Annotated in this window: 11 protein-coding genes and 1 pseudogene; 5 read left to right on the forward strand and 7 right to left on the reverse strand. The window is 61.2% G+C overall.

The window, feature by feature from the left end; translation table 11 throughout:
* The first annotated feature begins 200 nt into the window (after window positions 1-200).
* From FKV23_RS17645 to FKV23_RS02080, 4 genes are all read left to right on the forward strand, one after another.
* Window positions 201-326, forward strand: a complete 126-nt coding sequence (locus FKV23_RS17645; protein ID WP_279633028.1) for a hypothetical protein — start codon at window positions 201-203, stop codon at window positions 324-326.
* 163 nt (window positions 327-489) lie between these two features.
* On the forward strand, window positions 490-3,240 hold the full coding sequence (lanKC, locus tag FKV23_RS02070; RefSeq protein WP_167284895.1) for a class III lanthionine synthetase LanKC: 2,751 nt from the start codon (window positions 490-492) through the stop codon (window positions 3,238-3,240).
* The gene (locus FKV23_RS02075) at window positions 3,212-5,167 is read left to right on the forward strand and encodes an ABC transporter ATP-binding protein (protein ID WP_141622365.1); all 1,956 of its coding nucleotides are present in this window, start codon (window positions 3,212-3,214) and stop codon (window positions 5,165-5,167) included. The genes lanKC and FKV23_RS02075 overlap by 29 nt, the downstream gene beginning before the upstream one ends.
* A 153-nt stretch (window positions 5,168-5,320) precedes the next feature.
* Entirely contained in the window at window positions 5,321-5,767 is a 447-nt protein-coding gene (locus tag FKV23_RS02080; RefSeq protein WP_141622366.1) for a helix-turn-helix domain-containing protein, read from the forward strand.
* A 59-nt stretch (window positions 5,768-5,826) separates the two neighbouring features.
* On the opposite strand, the pseudogene FKV23_RS02085 reads toward FKV23_RS02080, so the two are convergent.
* The 5 genes and pseudogenes from FKV23_RS02085 to FKV23_RS02105 all read right to left on the reverse strand — a co-directional run.
* Window positions 5,827-6,770, reverse strand: a pseudogene (locus FKV23_RS02085) (IS3 family transposase); the annotation flags it as partial.
* Between the two features lie 139 nt (window positions 6,771-6,909).
* Window positions 6,910-8,223, reverse strand: a complete 1,314-nt coding sequence (locus tag FKV23_RS02090) for an ABC transporter permease (protein ID WP_141622367.1) — start codon at window positions 8,221-8,223, stop codon at window positions 6,910-6,912.
* Window positions 8,175-9,476 carry an ABC transporter permease gene (locus FKV23_RS02095; RefSeq protein ID WP_141622368.1) on the reverse strand — a complete coding sequence of 434 codons (1,302 nt, stop codon included), beginning with the start codon at window positions 9,474-9,476 and terminating at the stop codon, window positions 8,175-8,177. Before FKV23_RS02095 ends, FKV23_RS02090 begins: the two co-directional genes overlap by 49 nt.
* Window positions 9,477-9,494: 18 nt before the next feature.
* Window positions 9,495-10,223, reverse strand: coding sequence for an ABC transporter ATP-binding protein (locus FKV23_RS02100; RefSeq protein ID WP_141622369.1), 729 nt, complete (start codon window positions 10,221-10,223; stop codon window positions 9,495-9,497).
* A 100-nt stretch (window positions 10,224-10,323) separates the two neighbouring features.
* Window positions 10,324-11,601, reverse strand: a complete 1,278-nt coding sequence (locus FKV23_RS02105; protein WP_141622370.1) for an efflux RND transporter periplasmic adaptor subunit — start codon at window positions 11,599-11,601, stop codon at window positions 10,324-10,326.
* A 328-nt stretch (window positions 11,602-11,929) separates the two neighbouring features.
* Between FKV23_RS02105 and glmS the strand changes: the two genes are divergently transcribed.
* Entirely contained in the window at window positions 11,930-13,756 is a 1,827-nt protein-coding gene (glmS, locus tag FKV23_RS02110; protein ID WP_141622371.1) for a glutamine--fructose-6-phosphate transaminase (isomerizing), read from the forward strand.
* 112 nt (window positions 13,757-13,868) lie between these two features.
* On the opposite strand, the gene prpF is transcribed toward glmS, so the two are convergent.
* Both prpF and acnD read right to left on the reverse strand, forming a co-directional pair.
* Window positions 13,869-15,065 (reverse strand): 2-methylaconitate cis-trans isomerase PrpF, encoded by a 1,197-nt coding sequence (gene prpF / locus FKV23_RS02115; RefSeq protein ID WP_141622372.1) that lies wholly within the window; start codon window positions 15,063-15,065, stop codon window positions 13,869-13,871.
* A 1-nt stretch (window position 15,066) separates the two neighbouring features.
* Entirely contained in the window at window positions 15,067-17,697 is a 2,631-nt protein-coding gene (acnD, locus tag FKV23_RS02120; RefSeq protein WP_141622373.1) for a Fe/S-dependent 2-methylisocitrate dehydratase AcnD, read from the reverse strand.
* Window positions 17,698-17,777 lie beyond the last annotated feature (80 nt).

Genomic DNA, 17,777 nt, shown 5'->3' on the forward strand with positions numbered 1-17,777 from the left:
TGTCTCGTGGGGTGTGGGTACTCGCATCTATGTCAGCGCTCTTGAACATGAGGGCATGCATTTCGCCTTGTGTGTGACGCGGGGCAAATTGACGATGTGAATCATGAAGAGCAGATTCAGCTGGCCGATGAAACTCGAGCATCGGTAGTGAAATGAAGTTCTTTAACGAACGAAATCAATCCACCTAAGGAGATCAAGGCATGAAGAACGTACTCGCCCTGCAGCAACTGAAGACCAACGGTTCCGAGCTGGATGCATGCTTGTCCAAGCACAGCTGCCAGTCGTCGGCCAGCTCGAATATGCAGCAGCAGGAACTCGAGAACTGATCTGCGGCATCAGTTCGCGAATGAGCGAAATGATGCGGTTCGATGAATGGGCGCGAATGCGCCCATTCATCATTTATGGAGTCTGAGGCGAGGGCTGCTTCGGGAGTGCAGTCCGATATGTACCGACTCTGCAGGGGAACTGGATACGGACAAGGTGGAGCAAATGAACTTCGATGATCACCCCTTTATGATGCATACGCTGCTCGATAGGGATCACTACGAGCCGATCAGCCGATACGCGCCGAAAGCGGACTATCTGGACATCGTCAGGAAACGCCTTGTCAGCGGTTGGAAGCTCGTCGTCGATGGGTTCTGGACTCATTGCACGCCGGAGGACTACCGGGCGATATCACACGGTTGGAAGATCCACGTGTCTAGCACCACAAAGGATGCGCGCGCGATACTGGAAATTGTTTCCGAGGTGCTTGAACAGAGTGGGACGGCATTCAAATTCTGTTCCGACCCTTGGCTGCTGAGGCTGACGTTCAACAAGAACGCGTCGCGCGTGCAGGCGGGCAAGTTCGTTACTATCTATCCGCGCGACGCGGGAGATATGAGATCGCTTCTGGATGCGCTGCACCGGCGCACGAGGAGTTTCACTGGCCCTTACGTGTTGACCGACAAGCCCTATCGCGACAGCAACGTCATTTTTTATCGCTATGGAGAGCATGTCGGAGAGTTCAGACTCAACCGCTATGGAAACAAGGAATCAGGCTTCCGACTTGCCGACGGTTCCTGGCATTCGGATTCCAGGGCGCCGGGTTTCAGGCTCCCGCCGGGAATCACGGATCCATTCGGTGTGGAAGAAGATGAGGAAGGTCCGGGCGAGGATGGTGTACTGCTAAAGGATCGTTATCGAGTAACGGCTGCTCTCAAGTTCAACGCCATAGGCGGCGTGTACGAAGCGATTGATCAGTTGACGGGCGATGAAGTCGTCATTCGTGAAGAGCGAGGTGGGATGAGCATCCTCGATCTGAACGCCCAGGACGATTCGGATGCGATCATGAAGGAAGCGAGGATCGTCAAAAGGCTGTCCGAGACCGGTTATGTTCCGCGTTTCGTGGACGTATTCAAGGAATGGAAGAACTGGTTCCTCGTCACCGAAAAGGTGGATGGGGAGTCACTCTGGGGTCATTCCATGAACTTCTATTTCGAGCGCGAGGGGAAGCCGCCGGGAGAGGCGTTCTCGGAGCTGCGCGAGATCATGATCGGAATCGCTACCGGTCTATCGGCCGTGCATCGAGCCGGTGTGGTTCTGCGTGATGTTACAAGGAACAACGTTCTAGTGACCCGGGACGGCGGGATCAAGTTCATCGACTTCGAATTCTCGCACGAGATTGACGATGAGGGTCCGTGGGTGCATGGCTGGACTCCCGGCTATGCGGCTGCCGATCAGATATCAAACAAGACCCCTGTTCCTGCAGACGATCATTATGCCTTCGGGGTGCTGCTGCTGGACATGCTGACCTACAGTGCGCCCGGATTCGAGTTGAATCGTCAAGGGTTGTACGAGAAGCTGCGGCAGAACATCGAGGAGCTGAAATTTCCGCCTGGGCTCTACGATATCGTCGCAGGCTTGACCGCTTCCGACCCAGGGGAGCGCTGGAATCTGGAAGATGCCGCGGACGCGCTGAATGCCCTCCCGGTGCCATCGATGACGGAATCTATGTTCCATGTTGGAACGAAGCTGCAAGCGTTTGCTCCGCCAGCAGAGTCTCTGCGCGAGTCGCTCGACGGTCTGCTGCAGGGGATAGGTGCATACATCGAGCACAGCACGGTACAGGACAGGGATGACAGGATGTGGCCGACCGCTGCCGAGGCGTTCGTGACCAACCCGGTCAATCTGCAGCATGGGGCGGCTGGCCCAGTTATCTTTCTGCAGCGTGCTCGGGGAAGGGTCGGGCCGACCTGCCTGGACTGGATCGAGCGGCGGGCAAACGTCAAGACCTGTCCGCCTGGGTTGCTGTCCGGGCTGGCGGGGGTTGCGGTTGTCCTGGTGGAGGCTGGGCGAACGGAGCGGGCCGAAGATCTGATGGCAGCATCTCATGCTCTTGAGAGCATCCACGATGCCCCGGGTCTGTTCTACGGTTCGGCCGGGTGGGGACTGGCCTGCCTACATCTATGGCTTTCCACGGATGCGCCTATCCATCTGGAGCGGGCAATCGAAGTGGGCGATCGATTGATCGAGACCTCCATTCGAACACCCGAAGGCGTTTGCTGGAGAACGGAGAGCGACATCCTGTTGGGGCTTGGAGAAGGCCAGAGCGGGGTGGCGTTGTTTCTGAGCTATCTTGGCAAAGCGGCCGGCGATCAGCGATATCTTCAGTACGCATCCGATGCGCTGGATTTCGAGATCGCGCACAGCATCGAGTCGGGAGGGGAGCTTCTGTGGCAGCCGCGCGTCGATGCCAGACCGGGGGAAGCCAAGTCTCCGCATACGTGGTTCGGCGCCAGCGGCGTGGGGAGCGCGTGCCTGCGGCACTACCGGGCTACCGGTGAGGAACGCTTCCTGCGCATAGCCGAGAGGTGCGCGCATACGGCGGGAGCCTCGAGGTTTACGAACAAGATGTGGCAGGTAGAGGGGATCGCTGGATTCGGAGAATTCATGCTCGATATGCATCAGCTCCTCGGCGAAGAAAACTACAGGAACGCAGCATTCCATCTGGCGGAGGCCCTGATCCCACACCGGATAGAGCGAAAGAATGGGGTCGCATTCGCAGGTAGCGATCACTACAGAATATGCTGTGATTTCGGCCGGGGATCTGCTGGCATTGGAATCTTTCTACAGCGTTTGTTCGCAGGAGGGCCTCGTCTGCTGATGCTTGATCACCTGCTGGAAGCAGGTCCATATCAGCAGGTGGAGCGTGCTGCTGTGACTGGTACGCATGCTGGTGACGAGTTGGTCGTGGTTTGATGGAGGAGTGTGTGAGGACAAGGCGAAAGACTCACATTGCAAAGGGGGGCGCGAAGTGAGTGCCCCCGAATCTTCGAGCAGACCTCAACGCAAGAGTTTTCCAGCGCAGATGCTGCGCATAGCGGCTTATGCGCGGCCATACACACGTCGAATCACGGTGGGCGTGGTTCTGGTTCTGCTTGGAACCATGTTCTCGCTGGTGTATCCGATCGGTATCGCTGCGGTCGTGGATACCGCGGTTGGAAGCGGAGACGAGCGCCTGTTGCACGTGTTCTCCATCTGCGTGCTCGGATTGTTCGTGCTTGGCGCGGTGGTAGGGTTCTCCGGCAACTATCTTCTGGACAGCACTGGCGAGTATCTCGTCCTTGACTTGAGAAAGAAGCTGCTTTCCAACCTGCTGAAGCTGGATCTCGCATTCTTTCATTCCCAGCGTGCCGGAGACTTGACGGCAAGACTTACCTCCGACACTGCATCGATTCGACATGCGGTGACGGACACGGGGGTAAGCTTGCTGAATCAGGGGCTTATGCTGGTTGGGTCTGCCGGTGTGATGGTCTACCTGAACTGGAAGCTGGCGCTTATCGTGACTTTGCTGGCTCCGGTCACCACCGTGCTATCCCGTCGGTTCGGAACTTTCTTTCAGGAAATATCGCGTCAGGCGCAATTGCGCAATGCGGAGTCGAACGCCATCGCGCATGAAGCGATCTCTGGAATTCCGCTGGTAAAGTCGATGTCGCGCCGCGACTTCGAGGTTGCCAAATATGAGGCTGCGCTCAAGGCGCTTCAGAAGGAGCGAACCTTGCTGGTACGTACTGACGCATGGTTTCGCGGCCTGGTGGCGGTATCGACGTCCCTTGCTGTCGTTGCCATCTTCTGGTTCGGCGGCATGCAGGTGTTGGCAGAACAGATCTCGGCGGGCGAGCTGGTGGCATTCTTGTTTTACGTCCAGAACATCAGCGGATGTTTTGCTTCATTCGCCCAGCTTTATGCAGACTTGAATCAAGCGGCAGGCGCATCATCACGGGTATTCGATCTTCTGGATATTGAGCCGAAAATTTCGGATGAAGCCCGGCCGGATGTTGCAAGTACATGTTCGGGAATAGTCGAGTTCGATGATGTCGGGTTTGGTTACACCTCAAATGGCATCAAGGTGATTGATGGTTTGAGAATGACGGTGGGTGGTGGCAGTGTTGTCGCTCTCGTCGGAAACAGTGGTTGCGGGAAGTCCTCGCTCCTGCATCTTTTGCTGCGGCTATATGATGTGAATGCCGGGCAGATTCGAATCGATGGAGTCGATATCCGAGAGTATCCGCTGGCCTGGTTGCGGGAACGAGTAACTCTGGTGTCTCAGGACGTATTTTTGTTCAGCGGGTCGGTGCGGGAGAACATACGTTACGGCAACTTGGAGGCAAACGATAAGGAAGTTGAGCGTGCGGCCAGGTTCGCGCAGGCACATGATTTCGTTGCGAAGCTTGACGAAGGATACGATACCGAGGTTGGCGATCGCGGTGTCAAGCTCAGCGGAGGACAAAGACAACGGATCGCACTCGCTCGCGCCTTCCTGCGCAAGCCAAAGATCCTCCTGCTGGACGAGGCGACATCTGGAGTTGACTATGCGATAGAGAACAAGATATTGGCATCTGTGATCGAGTGGGGAAAAAGAGAGGGAATAACCACGATCATAGTGACGCATCGCCTGAATTCGATCCGGATTTCGGACAGGGTCGCCGTGCTTGACGGAGGGCGATTGATCGAGGAAGGCTCATATGATGAGCTTGTCAGCAGGGGCGGGAAGCTTGCAGCCTTGCTGGAAGCGGGAATTCTGCGGGATTTCGACGAGGGCGTAGAGGGAAAGGTTGCGGAAACGAAGTTTCTAGCACCCTCCACCAAGGTGCGATCCGTCAAGTTGAGTTCAAGTGTCATTTGACTGTGACCTTGGCTGTGTGTAGAAGTTATGCGGCACCGGAGCACATCGCGGGAACTTTCAGCCCAGCTTTTTGATGCCGGGAATGGGGCTTCAGCAAGACATCAGACTATGTGGGAATTTCCATAGAATCGGGGTCAAGGAAGAAGGTGATGCGTGAAAATCGCGGATAGGATCAGGATGGCGCGGCGGCGAGCCGGCTTGTCGCAATGCCGATTGGCCAAGCAGGTGGGAGTAGTTAGAAGCGCAGTGGCACAATGGGAGCGATTGGGAGGGCCCCGTCCGACCAGCGAGAACATGGCCAAGCTGGCATGTTGTTGTGGCGTATCATACGAATGGCTTGCCACTGGCAGGGGACAGATGGTGCTGTCGGAGGACAGCGAGGTAATGCCTGTCGAGATTGAGTTCCATCTGTATGCCCAGTGTGAGCTTGAACGGCGATTGCTGACGACATTCCGTAGTCTTCAATATCCGGGAAATCGTGGGCTTGTGGAATTGCTGGAGGCGCTTGCTTCAGGAGACAACTCGTCTTTTGATGAGCCGTCAGGTGTTTCCTTCAATAGGCCGGTCGCGCTATCACACAAGATAGCTGGTGCAGCATGAGGGGCTGAGGGGCTGAGGGGCGCCAGAAGACAGACCCAGTGATTACTGACAAAGTCACGGTTGAAGGGTACTGCGTTGTTGTCGGTTTGCGCGCGATGGTTGGCGGCGAACTGCGCCGGTGGGATCCGGCCGCAGCTGCTGTGCGGACGAACCTCGTTGTAGCCGCGTCGCCAATCGACGATGACCTCGCGAGCCTGCGCCAGCGACGTGAACTAGTGCTCGTTGAGGCACTCTTCGCGGAACTTGCCGTTGAAGCTCTCGATGTAGCCGTTCTGCATGGGTTTGCCAGGCTTGATCAGGATGTGTTCGACGCCATGCTAGTGCGCCCAAGCGATGAAGGCGCGACTGGTGAATTCGGGGCCATTGTCCGTGCTCACCGGCACGGGGATAGCCGCGGAAGCAGACGATCTGCTCCGGCACGGGCATCACATAGGCGCCACTGATGCCGTGATCAACCGCGATGTCCACGCACTCGTGGGTGTAATCGGCGGCGGCGGTCAGGCACTTGGTGCGGCGGCCGTTGGCCAACTGATCGAAGACGAAATCCATGCTGATCACCTCATTCGGGTAGCGCGCCGGCTACAGCTTCCGCCGCTGCGCCACCGGGAACTTGGCCTTCTTGCGCCGACGCACGCTCATCTTCGCCTCGCAATACAGGTGGTAGATCTTCCTGTGGTTCACGGCGGGAAACTCCGGGCGCAGCAGGTCGTGCAGGCAGCGATTGCCGAAGCGGCGGCGCGCCTGCGCCAGTTCGATCAGCTTGGCCGACAGCGCCTGCGTCGCCGGCGTGGGCGCCGGCGCGTGGCGGAAAGCATCGCGGGGCAGCCCCGCAAGGCGGCAAGCCCGGCGCTCGCTGATCGACGTACGCTCGCACATGCGCCCGATTGCCTCGCGCTTGCATTGCGGGGCTGGCGTTTTACCCCATGCCGCCGTATTTGGCCCGCCACTGGTAGAAGCTGGCCGGGCTGAAGCCGTGCTGGCGGCACAGCGCGGCCACCGCCATGCGGGCATCCGCCTGCTTGATGAACCTGATGATCTGCTCGGCGACTCTTCTTCATGTCCGTCCTCGTGGTTGACGGACTTTACAGCTTCAAATGATATGGCTCAGGGAGGGCTGATCATCAGGCGCAGTTTCGCCTGTCTCAGGCGAGACGAGTAGCGGTTGCTGGCGGAATCATTGCTGCTCGCGTTGCTGGATATAGCGCCGCGGTCACCCCGAGTAACCAAAGAATGGTCGCGCCCAGCGGAAGAATGTGAATCGGCATTCTCGCGATTTCGTAGTAGTCCATCAGGCGAATATTGATGGCATAAGCCAGCAGCATGCCAACTGCGATTCCTATCGTGGTCAGGAGGAAGCTTTCGAGCAGGAACATCTTCATGATGTCGGTACGGGCAGCACCAAGTGAGCGCAGGATGCCGATTTCGCGGAATCGTTGCTGTACCCAAAAGCTGACAATCCCGACAATGCCGAACGCGGTCATAGCAAGCAGCGCGGAACATATCGAAGTCAGAAGCCAGGCCATGGCGAGATCTTTCCGGAAGTACTCGTCGCGAATATCTTCGAATGTATCGATGCTGAAAAACGCTCGGTTTCCGTTGATGGACATGAGTGCCCTTGCCGCGGAGTCCAGTATCTCCGTGCGCAGGCCAGGGTCGGCGCGCAGCACATAGTTTCCGAAGATTCGGCTATAGGAAGTACGGATTGGAAGCAAAACGGAGTTCTCGTAGAGTGCGGGGTTCCCTTCGACGTACCCACGCTTGAGGTGTTCAACTACACCAACAACCCGCACCGGATCGCTGCTCCAGATGTAGAAAATCCTGCCAACAGCATCCCCTTCGGGAAACATCTGTTCGGCGACGCTTCGGGTGAGCAACGCAACACCCGGACTCGGTTTCGTTTCCTGGTGTTGCGGCCAGTCGACAGTATCGCTCTCGTCGAAAAGCCGTCCGGCTATGAGACGCAGTCCCAAAGTCTCGGCGATGCCTGTGTCGCCGATGAACGCAGTGGCTTGCAGAGTGGGAGCCTGCTGGTCCGGGGTTCGTCTGAGCGGGACGGCGTCATCGGCCTGTCCGAATGGAACAAAGCTTGTCAGTGAGGCAGATCTCACGCCTGGAATGGCGCGTAACGCGGCGATATCTGCCCGGGTAATCTGGTCCGGATTCTCCATTTCCTTCAGGTCTACCGGCTGGATACGGACAACTTCCCGCTCGGCGACCCCGCTAGGTATGGAGGCGCGTTCTAGCCTGAGCCCGATGATATATGCCGCATTGCAAAGGATTGCGCAGCTGATGGCAATTTCGAGGATTATGATCGCAGAGGACGCTTTCCTGCGACGGAGAAGGGACAGGGCATGATGGAATGACATGGCGGGACTGGCTTCCTGGTTCGAGGGTGGCGCGGTTGCCGCTACGGTGACTTGAGTTGAATGGCGGGCCGCGCCCGACTTGCCCACCATGCCGGAAGCAGGCCGGCCAGTACGGAGGCGGTCAGCGCGAACGCAACAGTGACGGCTGTCATGACCGGGTCCAAGTGAGCAACCTGGACGTGATCACCGGGAAGCTGTCGAATTACCCACAAACCGAACGCCGCCAAGGCAAGTCCGGGGATGCTGCCTGCCAGGCCGATTGTTGCTGCTTCCGTCAGATGTTGAACGAAGATGCTCTTGCGGGAGGCTCCAAGTGCGCGGCGGAGCCCAATTTCCGGGCTTCGTCGCAAGAACTTGGCAAGTAGCAGGCCAGCTGTATTGATCAGGCATACCAGAAGAAACCCGGCTGCGACCCAGGCTTGCAGCCAAACATCCTTCGGGATGACTTGGTTGAACTCCAGCCATTCGTTGACGTCACGAAGCCGGATGTTGACCGGCCTGGCGAAACGGCCGGCTTCGCGCTGCTGTTGGGAGTAGTTCATGAGGTAAGCGCGATACGACTCCACTTCATCTCGGGTATCGAGCTGAACCCAGAACTGTATCCAGGCGCAGGGTGCGTTTGGTTCTGTGGGATCCTCGACATCACTGCCCCAACAATATGTGGTTCCCATCCTGGGGAGTTGCAGCGACATCGCCGTGTGGAAAGGGATGAATATATGATCCTGATGGGACAGATCGCGCACATACATATCGTAGAACTGGGGAACAGGCCGCCAGTGCTCGATGACGCCGATGATGCGGAAGGAAGTGTCATTGACGGTTACGGTTTTGCCGAGGCCGCCTCCGCCTCCAAATATGCGATCGCTCAGTTCCTTCGAGATCACTGCGATGCGGGCTCGCTCCTCATCCTGCTCCTGGCTCCAAGGGCCTCCTTCCAGGAATGCAATGTCAAAGAGGGCGAAGAAGTCGGAGGTGGTGTAGCGAGCCTCCTGAAACGATGGCACCAGGCGATCGTTATCGGGTTTTACGGCGACCATGCCGCTGGTCATCAATGCCTTGTGTCGGCCTCCTTCATGCCTTAGGAGAGCTTCGGCGTCGTGTCGCGTGAGTTGTCCGTGTGGAGGTGAACCAGGTACGTATCCGGTCATCCCTGCAGCGTCAAGCTGCGGGTAGAAAAGGGTGGAGCTCTTGGTCGGGATGGGATCCTTGGAAAGGATGTAAAGAATGGTGACTGTGGACATGCAGGCGCCGATTCCAAGCGCAATCGCCATCACCATGAGCAGCGTGAGCAGTCGGTTCCTGCCGAAACTGTGCAATGCCATTCTGAGGTAGTAACCGAACATCGGCATGTCCTTGCGTTATCAGGTAACCAGTTGGGTTTCGGCACGGGCCACGATCTGGAATGAGGTGCCCGGTGTTTCGATATCGAAGTCGCTCGCGATACCGTCGACGATATGTACGTTGCGTGCCGCGCGCGCCGCCAGATCGGGATCATGGGTGACCATGATGATGGTTGTGCCACGTTGATTGATGTTTTCGAGCATCTCGATGATGCTTCGCGCCATGCTCGTGTCCAGGTTTCCCGTCGGCTCGTCGGCAAGAATCAAGAGCGGATCGCCTGCCAGGGCACGCGCAATGGCAACGCGCTGTTGCTGTCCGCCCGAGAGCTCGGACGGGTAATGCTTCATGCGGGATCCCAGACCTACACTATGTAGTGATTCCTCGACGCGACGGTTCCGCTCGGCTGTCGACATGCCTCTATAGCGCAAGGGCACAGCTACGTTGTCGAACAAGTTGAGGTCCGGGATAAGATTGAAGCTCTGGAAAATGAAACCGATCTTCCGGTTGCGCAGGCGACTCATGGCGCCATCGGACAATCCACTGACATCCTGGCCGTCGAAGAGGTAGGTGCCAGACGTGTAGTTCTCCAGCAGTCCGGCGATGTTGAGCAGGGTGGTCTTGCCTGACCCGGAAGGCCCGGTGATGGCGACGAACTCGCCTTTCCTGACATGCAGGTCCACCCCTCGCAACGCATGCGTCTCGATGGCCGAAGTGCGGTAGATCTGGGAGATTCCTGTCATTTTCAGCATGAAGTGGCTCCGGGCAGATTGGAGTATGTGTAGGTGGGGGCGGACGGTTCAGCCGCGGTGCCGAACGGTGGGACGCCGGGGTGGTGAGTACACAGGGAAGTCATAAGCCAAAGACGCGTACTTTGGGTTCGTTCTGAAAAGCCTCGCTCCCGAACACGACGACGCGGTCGCCTGCTTTCAGGCCGGAGATGATCTCGACAGCGCTGACGCTGCTGCGGCCGATGCTGATCGGGCGCTTGACGGTGAAGTTTCCGTCAATAACATAAGCGTACTGGCCACCTCCCTGTTCCACGAAGGGGCCGCGTTCCACCATCAGCACATCGCGCTGGGTGTCGAGAAGGATGCGTGCCGAAAGACGCTGGTTCTGTCGCAGGCCGGGGGGCTGGCGGTCGCTGAAGCGCAGCCGGGCGGCGACTTCGCCGTTGACCACCTCGGCGGATACCGCCGACACTTCAGCCGGAAACAGTTCGGTACCGCTGCGGATCTCAGCGGGCATGCCGATACCCAGGTCGCGGGCGAAGCTCTCCGGTACTTTGATCTCCACCTCGAACAGTGCCAGATCGACCACTGACAGTACTGGAGCGCTGGCGACGACGTTGCTGTGCTGCGCGACCTGGATTTGTCCGACTTGTCCATTGAACGGCGAACGCAGACTGAGCGCGTCGACTTGACGCCGCGTCTCGGTAACGACGGCGTGTTGGCGTTCGGCCAACAGCTGTTTGTTGCGCGCATCCAGATTCGCACCCTGGCCTTGTAGATTGGCGTCCTCGCGCGTGGATGCGAGGCCGATGTCCGCCTTCTTGAGGGCGTCCTTTGCCTTGGCGAAATCGACCTCGGCCACCACGCCAGCCTCGTAGGCGCGCTGGGAGCGCTGCAGCTCCCGCTCTGCAGCGGTGCGTTCGACCTGTGCCTGCTCGACTAGTTTGCGTGCTTCGGCGCGTGCAATGCGTGCATCGAGCGCCGTTCGATCCGCTTCGGCCTGCAGGCTGGCGAGGGTGGACTCTTCCTGCGCCAACTTGCTACGCAGTTCCGGGCTGTCGATCTCGGCCAGTATCTGGCCTTGTTTCACGACATCGCCTGCCACCACCTTTAGTGCCACCGTGCCACTGGCTACGGCGTAAAGGGTAGGGCTGTTGGCGGCGATGACCCGTCCTTCGGCGCTGATGTCACGAACGAGATCGCCGCGCGTTACCTCGGCGATGCGCAGGCGTGTGGCATCGACGGAGCGTGCCGCCCCGCTCCACCCGAAAACGACCCAGGCTAGGCCGATAAGGACAAGCGCACTGACCACGCCCGGCAGCAGCCAGCGACGCAATAGACGCCGTGAGCGCGGAGGAGACGTATGCACGTCTTGGGCTGAAGTATCGCGAATCGACATGGCGTTGGGTTTTGGGGGCGTAAGGGGGGCTTCTACGGAAGGTTCTGAACAGCTCAGTCTTGTTCGTTGTTTCCACGAAAGCGGGAATCCAGTGGTGCCATCTCGAAATGGCTTAATGAAGCAGTGGATACCCGGTTCCGCTGGAGTGACGACAGCTTGCCTGGATCTGCATCCTTCCAGAACCTCTAATGCATGTTTCGTGCCACAAATAAGTATTTGACGTATAAGTTTTTTCTTTCGCGCCTGTGTCCGGCCGTACATTTGCGGACGTCCGGCTCGCTGGGATGGGGAGGGTATAATGTCTCTTTGGCTCGGAGTCGTACACGCAATGTGTGGAATCGTTGGCGCGATCGCCGATCGCGACGTGGTACCGGTCCTGATCGAGGGGCTGAAGCGGCTTGAGTACCGGGGCTACGACTCCGCCGGCATCGCCGTCGTCGATGGCAACGAGGTCAGCCGCGTGCGCCGCACCGGCCGCGTCGCCGAGATGGCCGGGGCAGCCGAGGCGGAGGGTTTCCACGCCACGCTCGGCATCGGCCACACCCGCTGGGCGACCCATGGCGGGGTCACCGAGGCCAATGCCCATCCGCACATCAGCCACGGCGTGGCGCTGGTGCACAACGGCATCATCGAGAACCACGACGAGCAGCGCGAGAAGCTGCGCGCGCTGGGCTATGAATTCGAGTCGCAGACCGATACCGAGGTCATCGCCCACCTGATCCACCACCACCTCAAAAACGGCGCCGACCTGCTGGCGGCCGTACAGCAGGTGGTCAAGGAACTGGAAGGTGCCTATGCGCTGGCGGTGGTCAGCCGCAAGGAACCCCATCGCATGGTCTGCGCGCGGATGGGCTGTCCGTTGCTGGTCGGCCTCGGCGAAGGCGAGAACTTCATCGCCTCGGACGTGTCGGCGATCATCCAGGCCACCCGTCGGGTGATCTTCCTGGAGGAGGGCGACACTGCCGAGATCACCCGTGCAGGAGTGCGCGTGTTCGATCCGCAGGACAACGAGATCGCGCGCGATGAACATCTCTCGGACGTGTCGCTGGCCTCGCTCGAGCTGGGTCCGTACCGCCACTTCATGCAGAAGGAGATCCACGAGCAGCCGCGCGCGATCGGCGACACCATCGAGGCGGTGATCGACGGTGGCTTCGTGCCGGAGCTGTTCGGCAGGAACGCCGAGGCGGTGCTCAAGGGCATCGAAGGCGTGCAGATCCTCGCCTGTGGCACCAGCTACTACGCCGGCCTGACCGCGCGCTACTGGATCGAGGCTATCGCCGGCCTGCCGTGCAGCGTCGAGATCGCCAGCGAATACCGTTACCGCGACGCCTACGCCGATCCCAGGCACCTGGTGGTGACGATTTCCCAGTCCGGCGAAACCCTCGACACGATGGAGGCGCTCAAGTACGCCAAGTCGCTGGGGCACGAGCACACGCTGTCGATCTGCAACGTCCCCGAGAGCGCGATCCCGCGCGCCAGCGAGCTGGTCTGCTACACCCGGGCCGGCGCCGAGATCGGCGTCGCCTCGACCAAGGCCTTCACCACCCAGCTCGCGGTCCTGTTCCAGCTCGCTGTCGTGCTTGCCAAGCTGCGTGGCCGGCTCAGCGCCGATGAAGAGGCGGGCCATCTCGACCAGCTGCGCCAGCTGCCGGGCAGCGTGCAGCATGCGTTGAACCTCGAGCCGCAGATCATGGCCTGGGCCGAGCGCTTCGCCGGCAAGCCCAACGCGCTGTTCCTCGGCCGAGGCCTGCACTATCCGATCGCGCTGGAAGGTGCGCTCAAGCTCAAGGAAATCTCATACATCCACGCCGAGGCCTATCCGGCCGGTGAGCTCAAACACGGCCCGCTGGCCCTGGTCGACGCGGAGATGCCGGTGGTGGTGATCGCGCCGAACGACCGCCTGCTGGAGAAGGTGAAGTCGAACATGCAGGAAGTGCGCGCGCGCGGCGGCGAGTTGTTCGTGTTCGCCGACCAGGACAGCAACTTCGGCGAGTCCGAAGGCGTGCATGTGATCCGCACCCCGCGCCACGTCGGCGTGCTCAGCCCCATCGTGCACACCATCCCGGTGCAGCTGCTGGCCTACCACACCGCGCTCGCGCGCGGCACCGACGTCGACAAGCCACGCAATCTGGCCAAGTCGGTGACAGTGGAGTAGAAAATCTTTGAGCTGGCCTTTGCTCGTCATCCCGGCGAAAGCCAGGATCCAGTTTGTTGCTGACAATGGATCCCGGCTTTCGCCGGGATGACGGATTGCGGGGAGAGACGCTTCAGAACACGTCGCCCGGCACCCGCACAAAGCCTTCCATCAGCACCCGCGCGCTGCGGCTCATGATCGCCTTGGTGACGGTCCAGCGGCCGTCGACCTGGCGCGCCTCGGCGCCGACGCGCAGGGTGCCGGACGGATGGCCGAAGTTCACCGACTGGCGTTCGCCGCCGCCTGCGGCGAGGTTCACCAGCGTGCCCGGGACCGCGGCCGCAGTGGCGATCGCGACGCTGGCGGTGCCCATCATCGCGTGGTGCAGCTTGCCCATCGACAGGGCGCGGACGTTGAGGTCGATGTCGCCCGCGGCGATGCGCTTGCCGCTGGAAGCGACGTAGTCGCGCGGCAGGGCGACGAAGGCGACCTTGGGCGTGTGCTGGCGGGTCGCGGCCTGTTCGATGCTGTCGATCAGGCCCATGCGCACCGCGCCGTGCGCGCGGATCGCCTCGAACCGGGCCAGCGCGGCCGGGTCTTCGTTGATCGCCGGTTGCAGTTCGGTGCCGTCGTAGCCGAGTTCCGCGGCATCGAGGAAGATCGTCGGGATGCCGGCGTTGATCATCGTCGCCTGGAACGCGCCCACGCCCGGCACGTCGAGGGTGTCGACGAGATTGCCGGTTGGAAACATCGCGCCGCCGCCCTCATCCGCAGGATCGACGAACTCCAGCACGATCTCGGCAGCGGGAAAGGTCACCCCGTCCAGTTCGAAGTCGCCGGTTTCCTGCACCTCGCCGTTGACGACCGGCACGTGGGCGATGATGGTCTTGCCGATGTTCGCCTGCCAGATCCGCACCGTGCAGATGCCGTTCTCGGGTACGCGCGCCGGATCGACCAGGCCATTGGCGATCGCGAACGGTCCGACCGCCGACGACAGGTTGCCGCAGTTGCCGCTCCAGTCGACGAAGGCGGTGTCGATCGACACCTGGCCGTAGAGATAATCGACATCGTGGTCAGGCACCGAGGCCTTCGAAATGATCACGCACTTGCTGGTGCTCGAGGTCGCCCCGCCCATGCCGTCGGTGTGCTTGCCGTAGGGGTCGGGCGAGCCGATGACCCGCATCAGCAGCGCGTCCCGCGCCTCGCCGGGGACCTGCGCCGCGGCCGGCAGGTCGTCGAGGTTGAAGAACACGCCCTTGGAGGTGCCGCCGCGCATGTAGGTGGCGGGGATGCGCATCTGTGGAGCGGGGTGCTGCGGTGCATGCGCCATGTCAGGCCGCCTTCGACGATTCGAGGAAGTCCTGGGCGAAGCGCTGCAGCACGCCGCCGGCTTCGTAGATCGAGACTTCCTCGGCGGTGTCGAGGCGGCAGGTGACCGGCACCTCGACCGTCGCGCCGTCCTTGCGATGGATGACCAGGGTCAGCCTCGCGCGCGGGGTGCGCTCGCCGATGACATCGAAGGTCTCGGTGCCGTCGATGGCCAGCGTCCTGCGTGTGGTGCCGGCCTCGAATTCCAGCGGCAGCACGCCCATGCCGATCAGGTTGGTGCGATGGATGCGCTCGAATCCCTCGGCGACGATCGCTTCCACGCCGGCGAGGCGCACACCCTTGGCTGCCCAGTCGCGCGAGCTGCCCTGGCCGTAGTCGGCGCCGGCGATGATGATCAGCGGCTGCTTGCGCGCCATGTAGGTCTCGATCGCCTCCCACATGCGCATGACTTCTCCTTCCGGTTCCAGCCGTGCCAGCGAGCCCTGTTTGATCTCGCCATCGACCACCGCCATCTCGTTGACCAGTTTCGGGTTGGCGAAGGTCGCGCGCTGTGCGGTCAGGTGATCGCCGCGGTGGGTCGCGTAGGAATTGAAGTCCTCCTCCGGCAGGCCCATCTTCGCCAGGTATTCGCCGGCGGCGCTTGCCAGCTGGATCGCGTTCGACGGCGACAGGTGGTCGGTGGTGATGTTGTCGCCGAGCACCGCCAGAGGGCGCATGCCCTTGAGCGCTCGCTCGCCGGCCAGCGCGCCTTCCCAGTACGGCGGACGGCGGATGTAGGTGCTCTGCGGGCGCCAGTCGTACAGCGGGCTGATGTTGCCGCTGCCGGTGTGTTCGACGCGGACCTTGAACATCGGTTCGTAGACCTGGCGGAAGAACTCGGGCTTGACGTGTTTGGCGATGACCGCATCGATTTCCTCGTCGCTCGGCCAGATGTCCTTCAACGTGACCGGATTGCCGTCGGCATCGAAGCCGAGCACGTCCTTCTCGATGTCGAAGCGCACCGTGCCGGCGATGGCGTAGGCGATCACCAGTGGCGGCGAGGCGAGGAAGGCCTGCTTGGCGAAGGGGTGGATGCGGCCGTCGAAGTTGCGATTGCCCGACAGCACGGCGACCGCGTACAGGTCGCGTTCGACGACTTCCTGCTGGATCTTCGGGTCGAGCGCGCCGCTCATGCCGTTGCAGGTGGTGCAGGCGAAGCCGACGATGCCGAAGCCGAGCTGTTCAAGCTCCGGCAACAGGTCGGCGTCCTCCAGGTACAGCTGCACCGCCTTGGAGCCGGGCGCGAGCGAGGTCTTGACCCACGGCTTGCGAATCAGCCCTTTTGCATTCGCGTTGCGCGCAAGCAGGCCGGCGGCGACCACGTTGCGCGGGTTGCTGGTATTCGTGCAGCTGGTGATCGCGGCGATGATCACCGCGCCATCCGGCAATCTGCCTTCGGCTTCTTCCCCGCGCGCTGCATCGAGATGGCCGGCGATGCCGCGTTCGGCCAGTGCCGAGGTCGGCAGGCGGCGATGCGGGTTGGACGGGCCGGCCATGTTGCGGGTGACCGTGGACAGGTCGAAGTGCAGGGTGCGCTCGTACTCGGCGTTGGCGAGGCTGTCGGCCCACAGGCCGGCGGCCTTCGCATAGGTTTCGACCAGGGCGATCTGGTCCTCGTCGCGGCCGGTCAGGCGCAGGTAGTCGAGGGTGTTGCCGTCGATGAAGAACATCGCCGCGGTGGCGCCGTACTCGGGCGCCATGTTGGAGATCGTCGCGCGGTCGCCGACGGTCAGCGCCGCGGCGCCCTCGCCACGGAACTCGAGGTAGGCACCCACGACCTTCTGCTGGCGCAGGAATTCGGTCAGCGCGAGCACGACATCGGTCGCGGTGATGCCGGGCGCCGGCTTGCCGGAAAGCTCGACGCCGACGATGTCCGGCAGCCGCATCCACGAGGCGCGGCCGAGCATCACGTTCTCGGCTTCAAGCCCGCCGACACCGACCGCGATCACGCCGAGCGCGTCGACGTGCGGGGTGTGGCTGTCGGTGCCGACGCAGGTATCGGGGAAAGCCACGCCGCGGCCGTTATCGGCTTGATCCACGTAGACCACCGGCGACATCTTCTCCAGGTTGATCTGGTGCATGATCCCGTTGCCGGGCGGGATCACGTCGACGTTGCGGAACGCCAGCTTGGTCCAGTTGATGAAGTCGAAGCGGTCGGCGTTGCGGCGATCCTCGATCGCGCGGTTCTTCGCGAACGCTTCCTTGTCGAAGCCGGGCGCCTCGACCGCGAGCGAATGGTCGACGATCAGCTGGGTCGGCACCACCGGGTTGACCTGGGCCGGGTCGCCGCCCTTGTCGGCGATCGCGTCGCGCAGGCCGGCGAGGTCGACCAGCGCGGTCTGGCCGAGGATGTCGTGGCAGACCACGCGTGCCGGGAACCACGGGAAGTCGAGGTCGCGGCGGCGCTCGATCAGCTGGGTCAGGTAGGCGTCGAGCTTCTCCGGGTCGGCACGGCGGACCAGGTTCTCGGCGTGGACGCGCGAGGTGTAGGGGAGCCCGTCCCAGGCGCCAGGCTGGATGGCCTCGATCGCCTCGCGGGCGTCGAACCAGTCGAGTTTCGTGCCGGGGAGCGGCTTGCGGTGCTTGGAATTCATGGCGGGCATGGACATTGGCGAGGCCGGAACGGCAGCTGGAAGAACCATTTTAGTCCTTGTCCGCGCTCGTCACCCGTTCC

This window comes from Lysobacter alkalisoli (assembly GCF_006547045.1).
Taxonomy (GTDB): domain Bacteria; phylum Pseudomonadota; class Gammaproteobacteria; order Xanthomonadales; family Xanthomonadaceae; genus Marilutibacter; species Marilutibacter alkalisoli.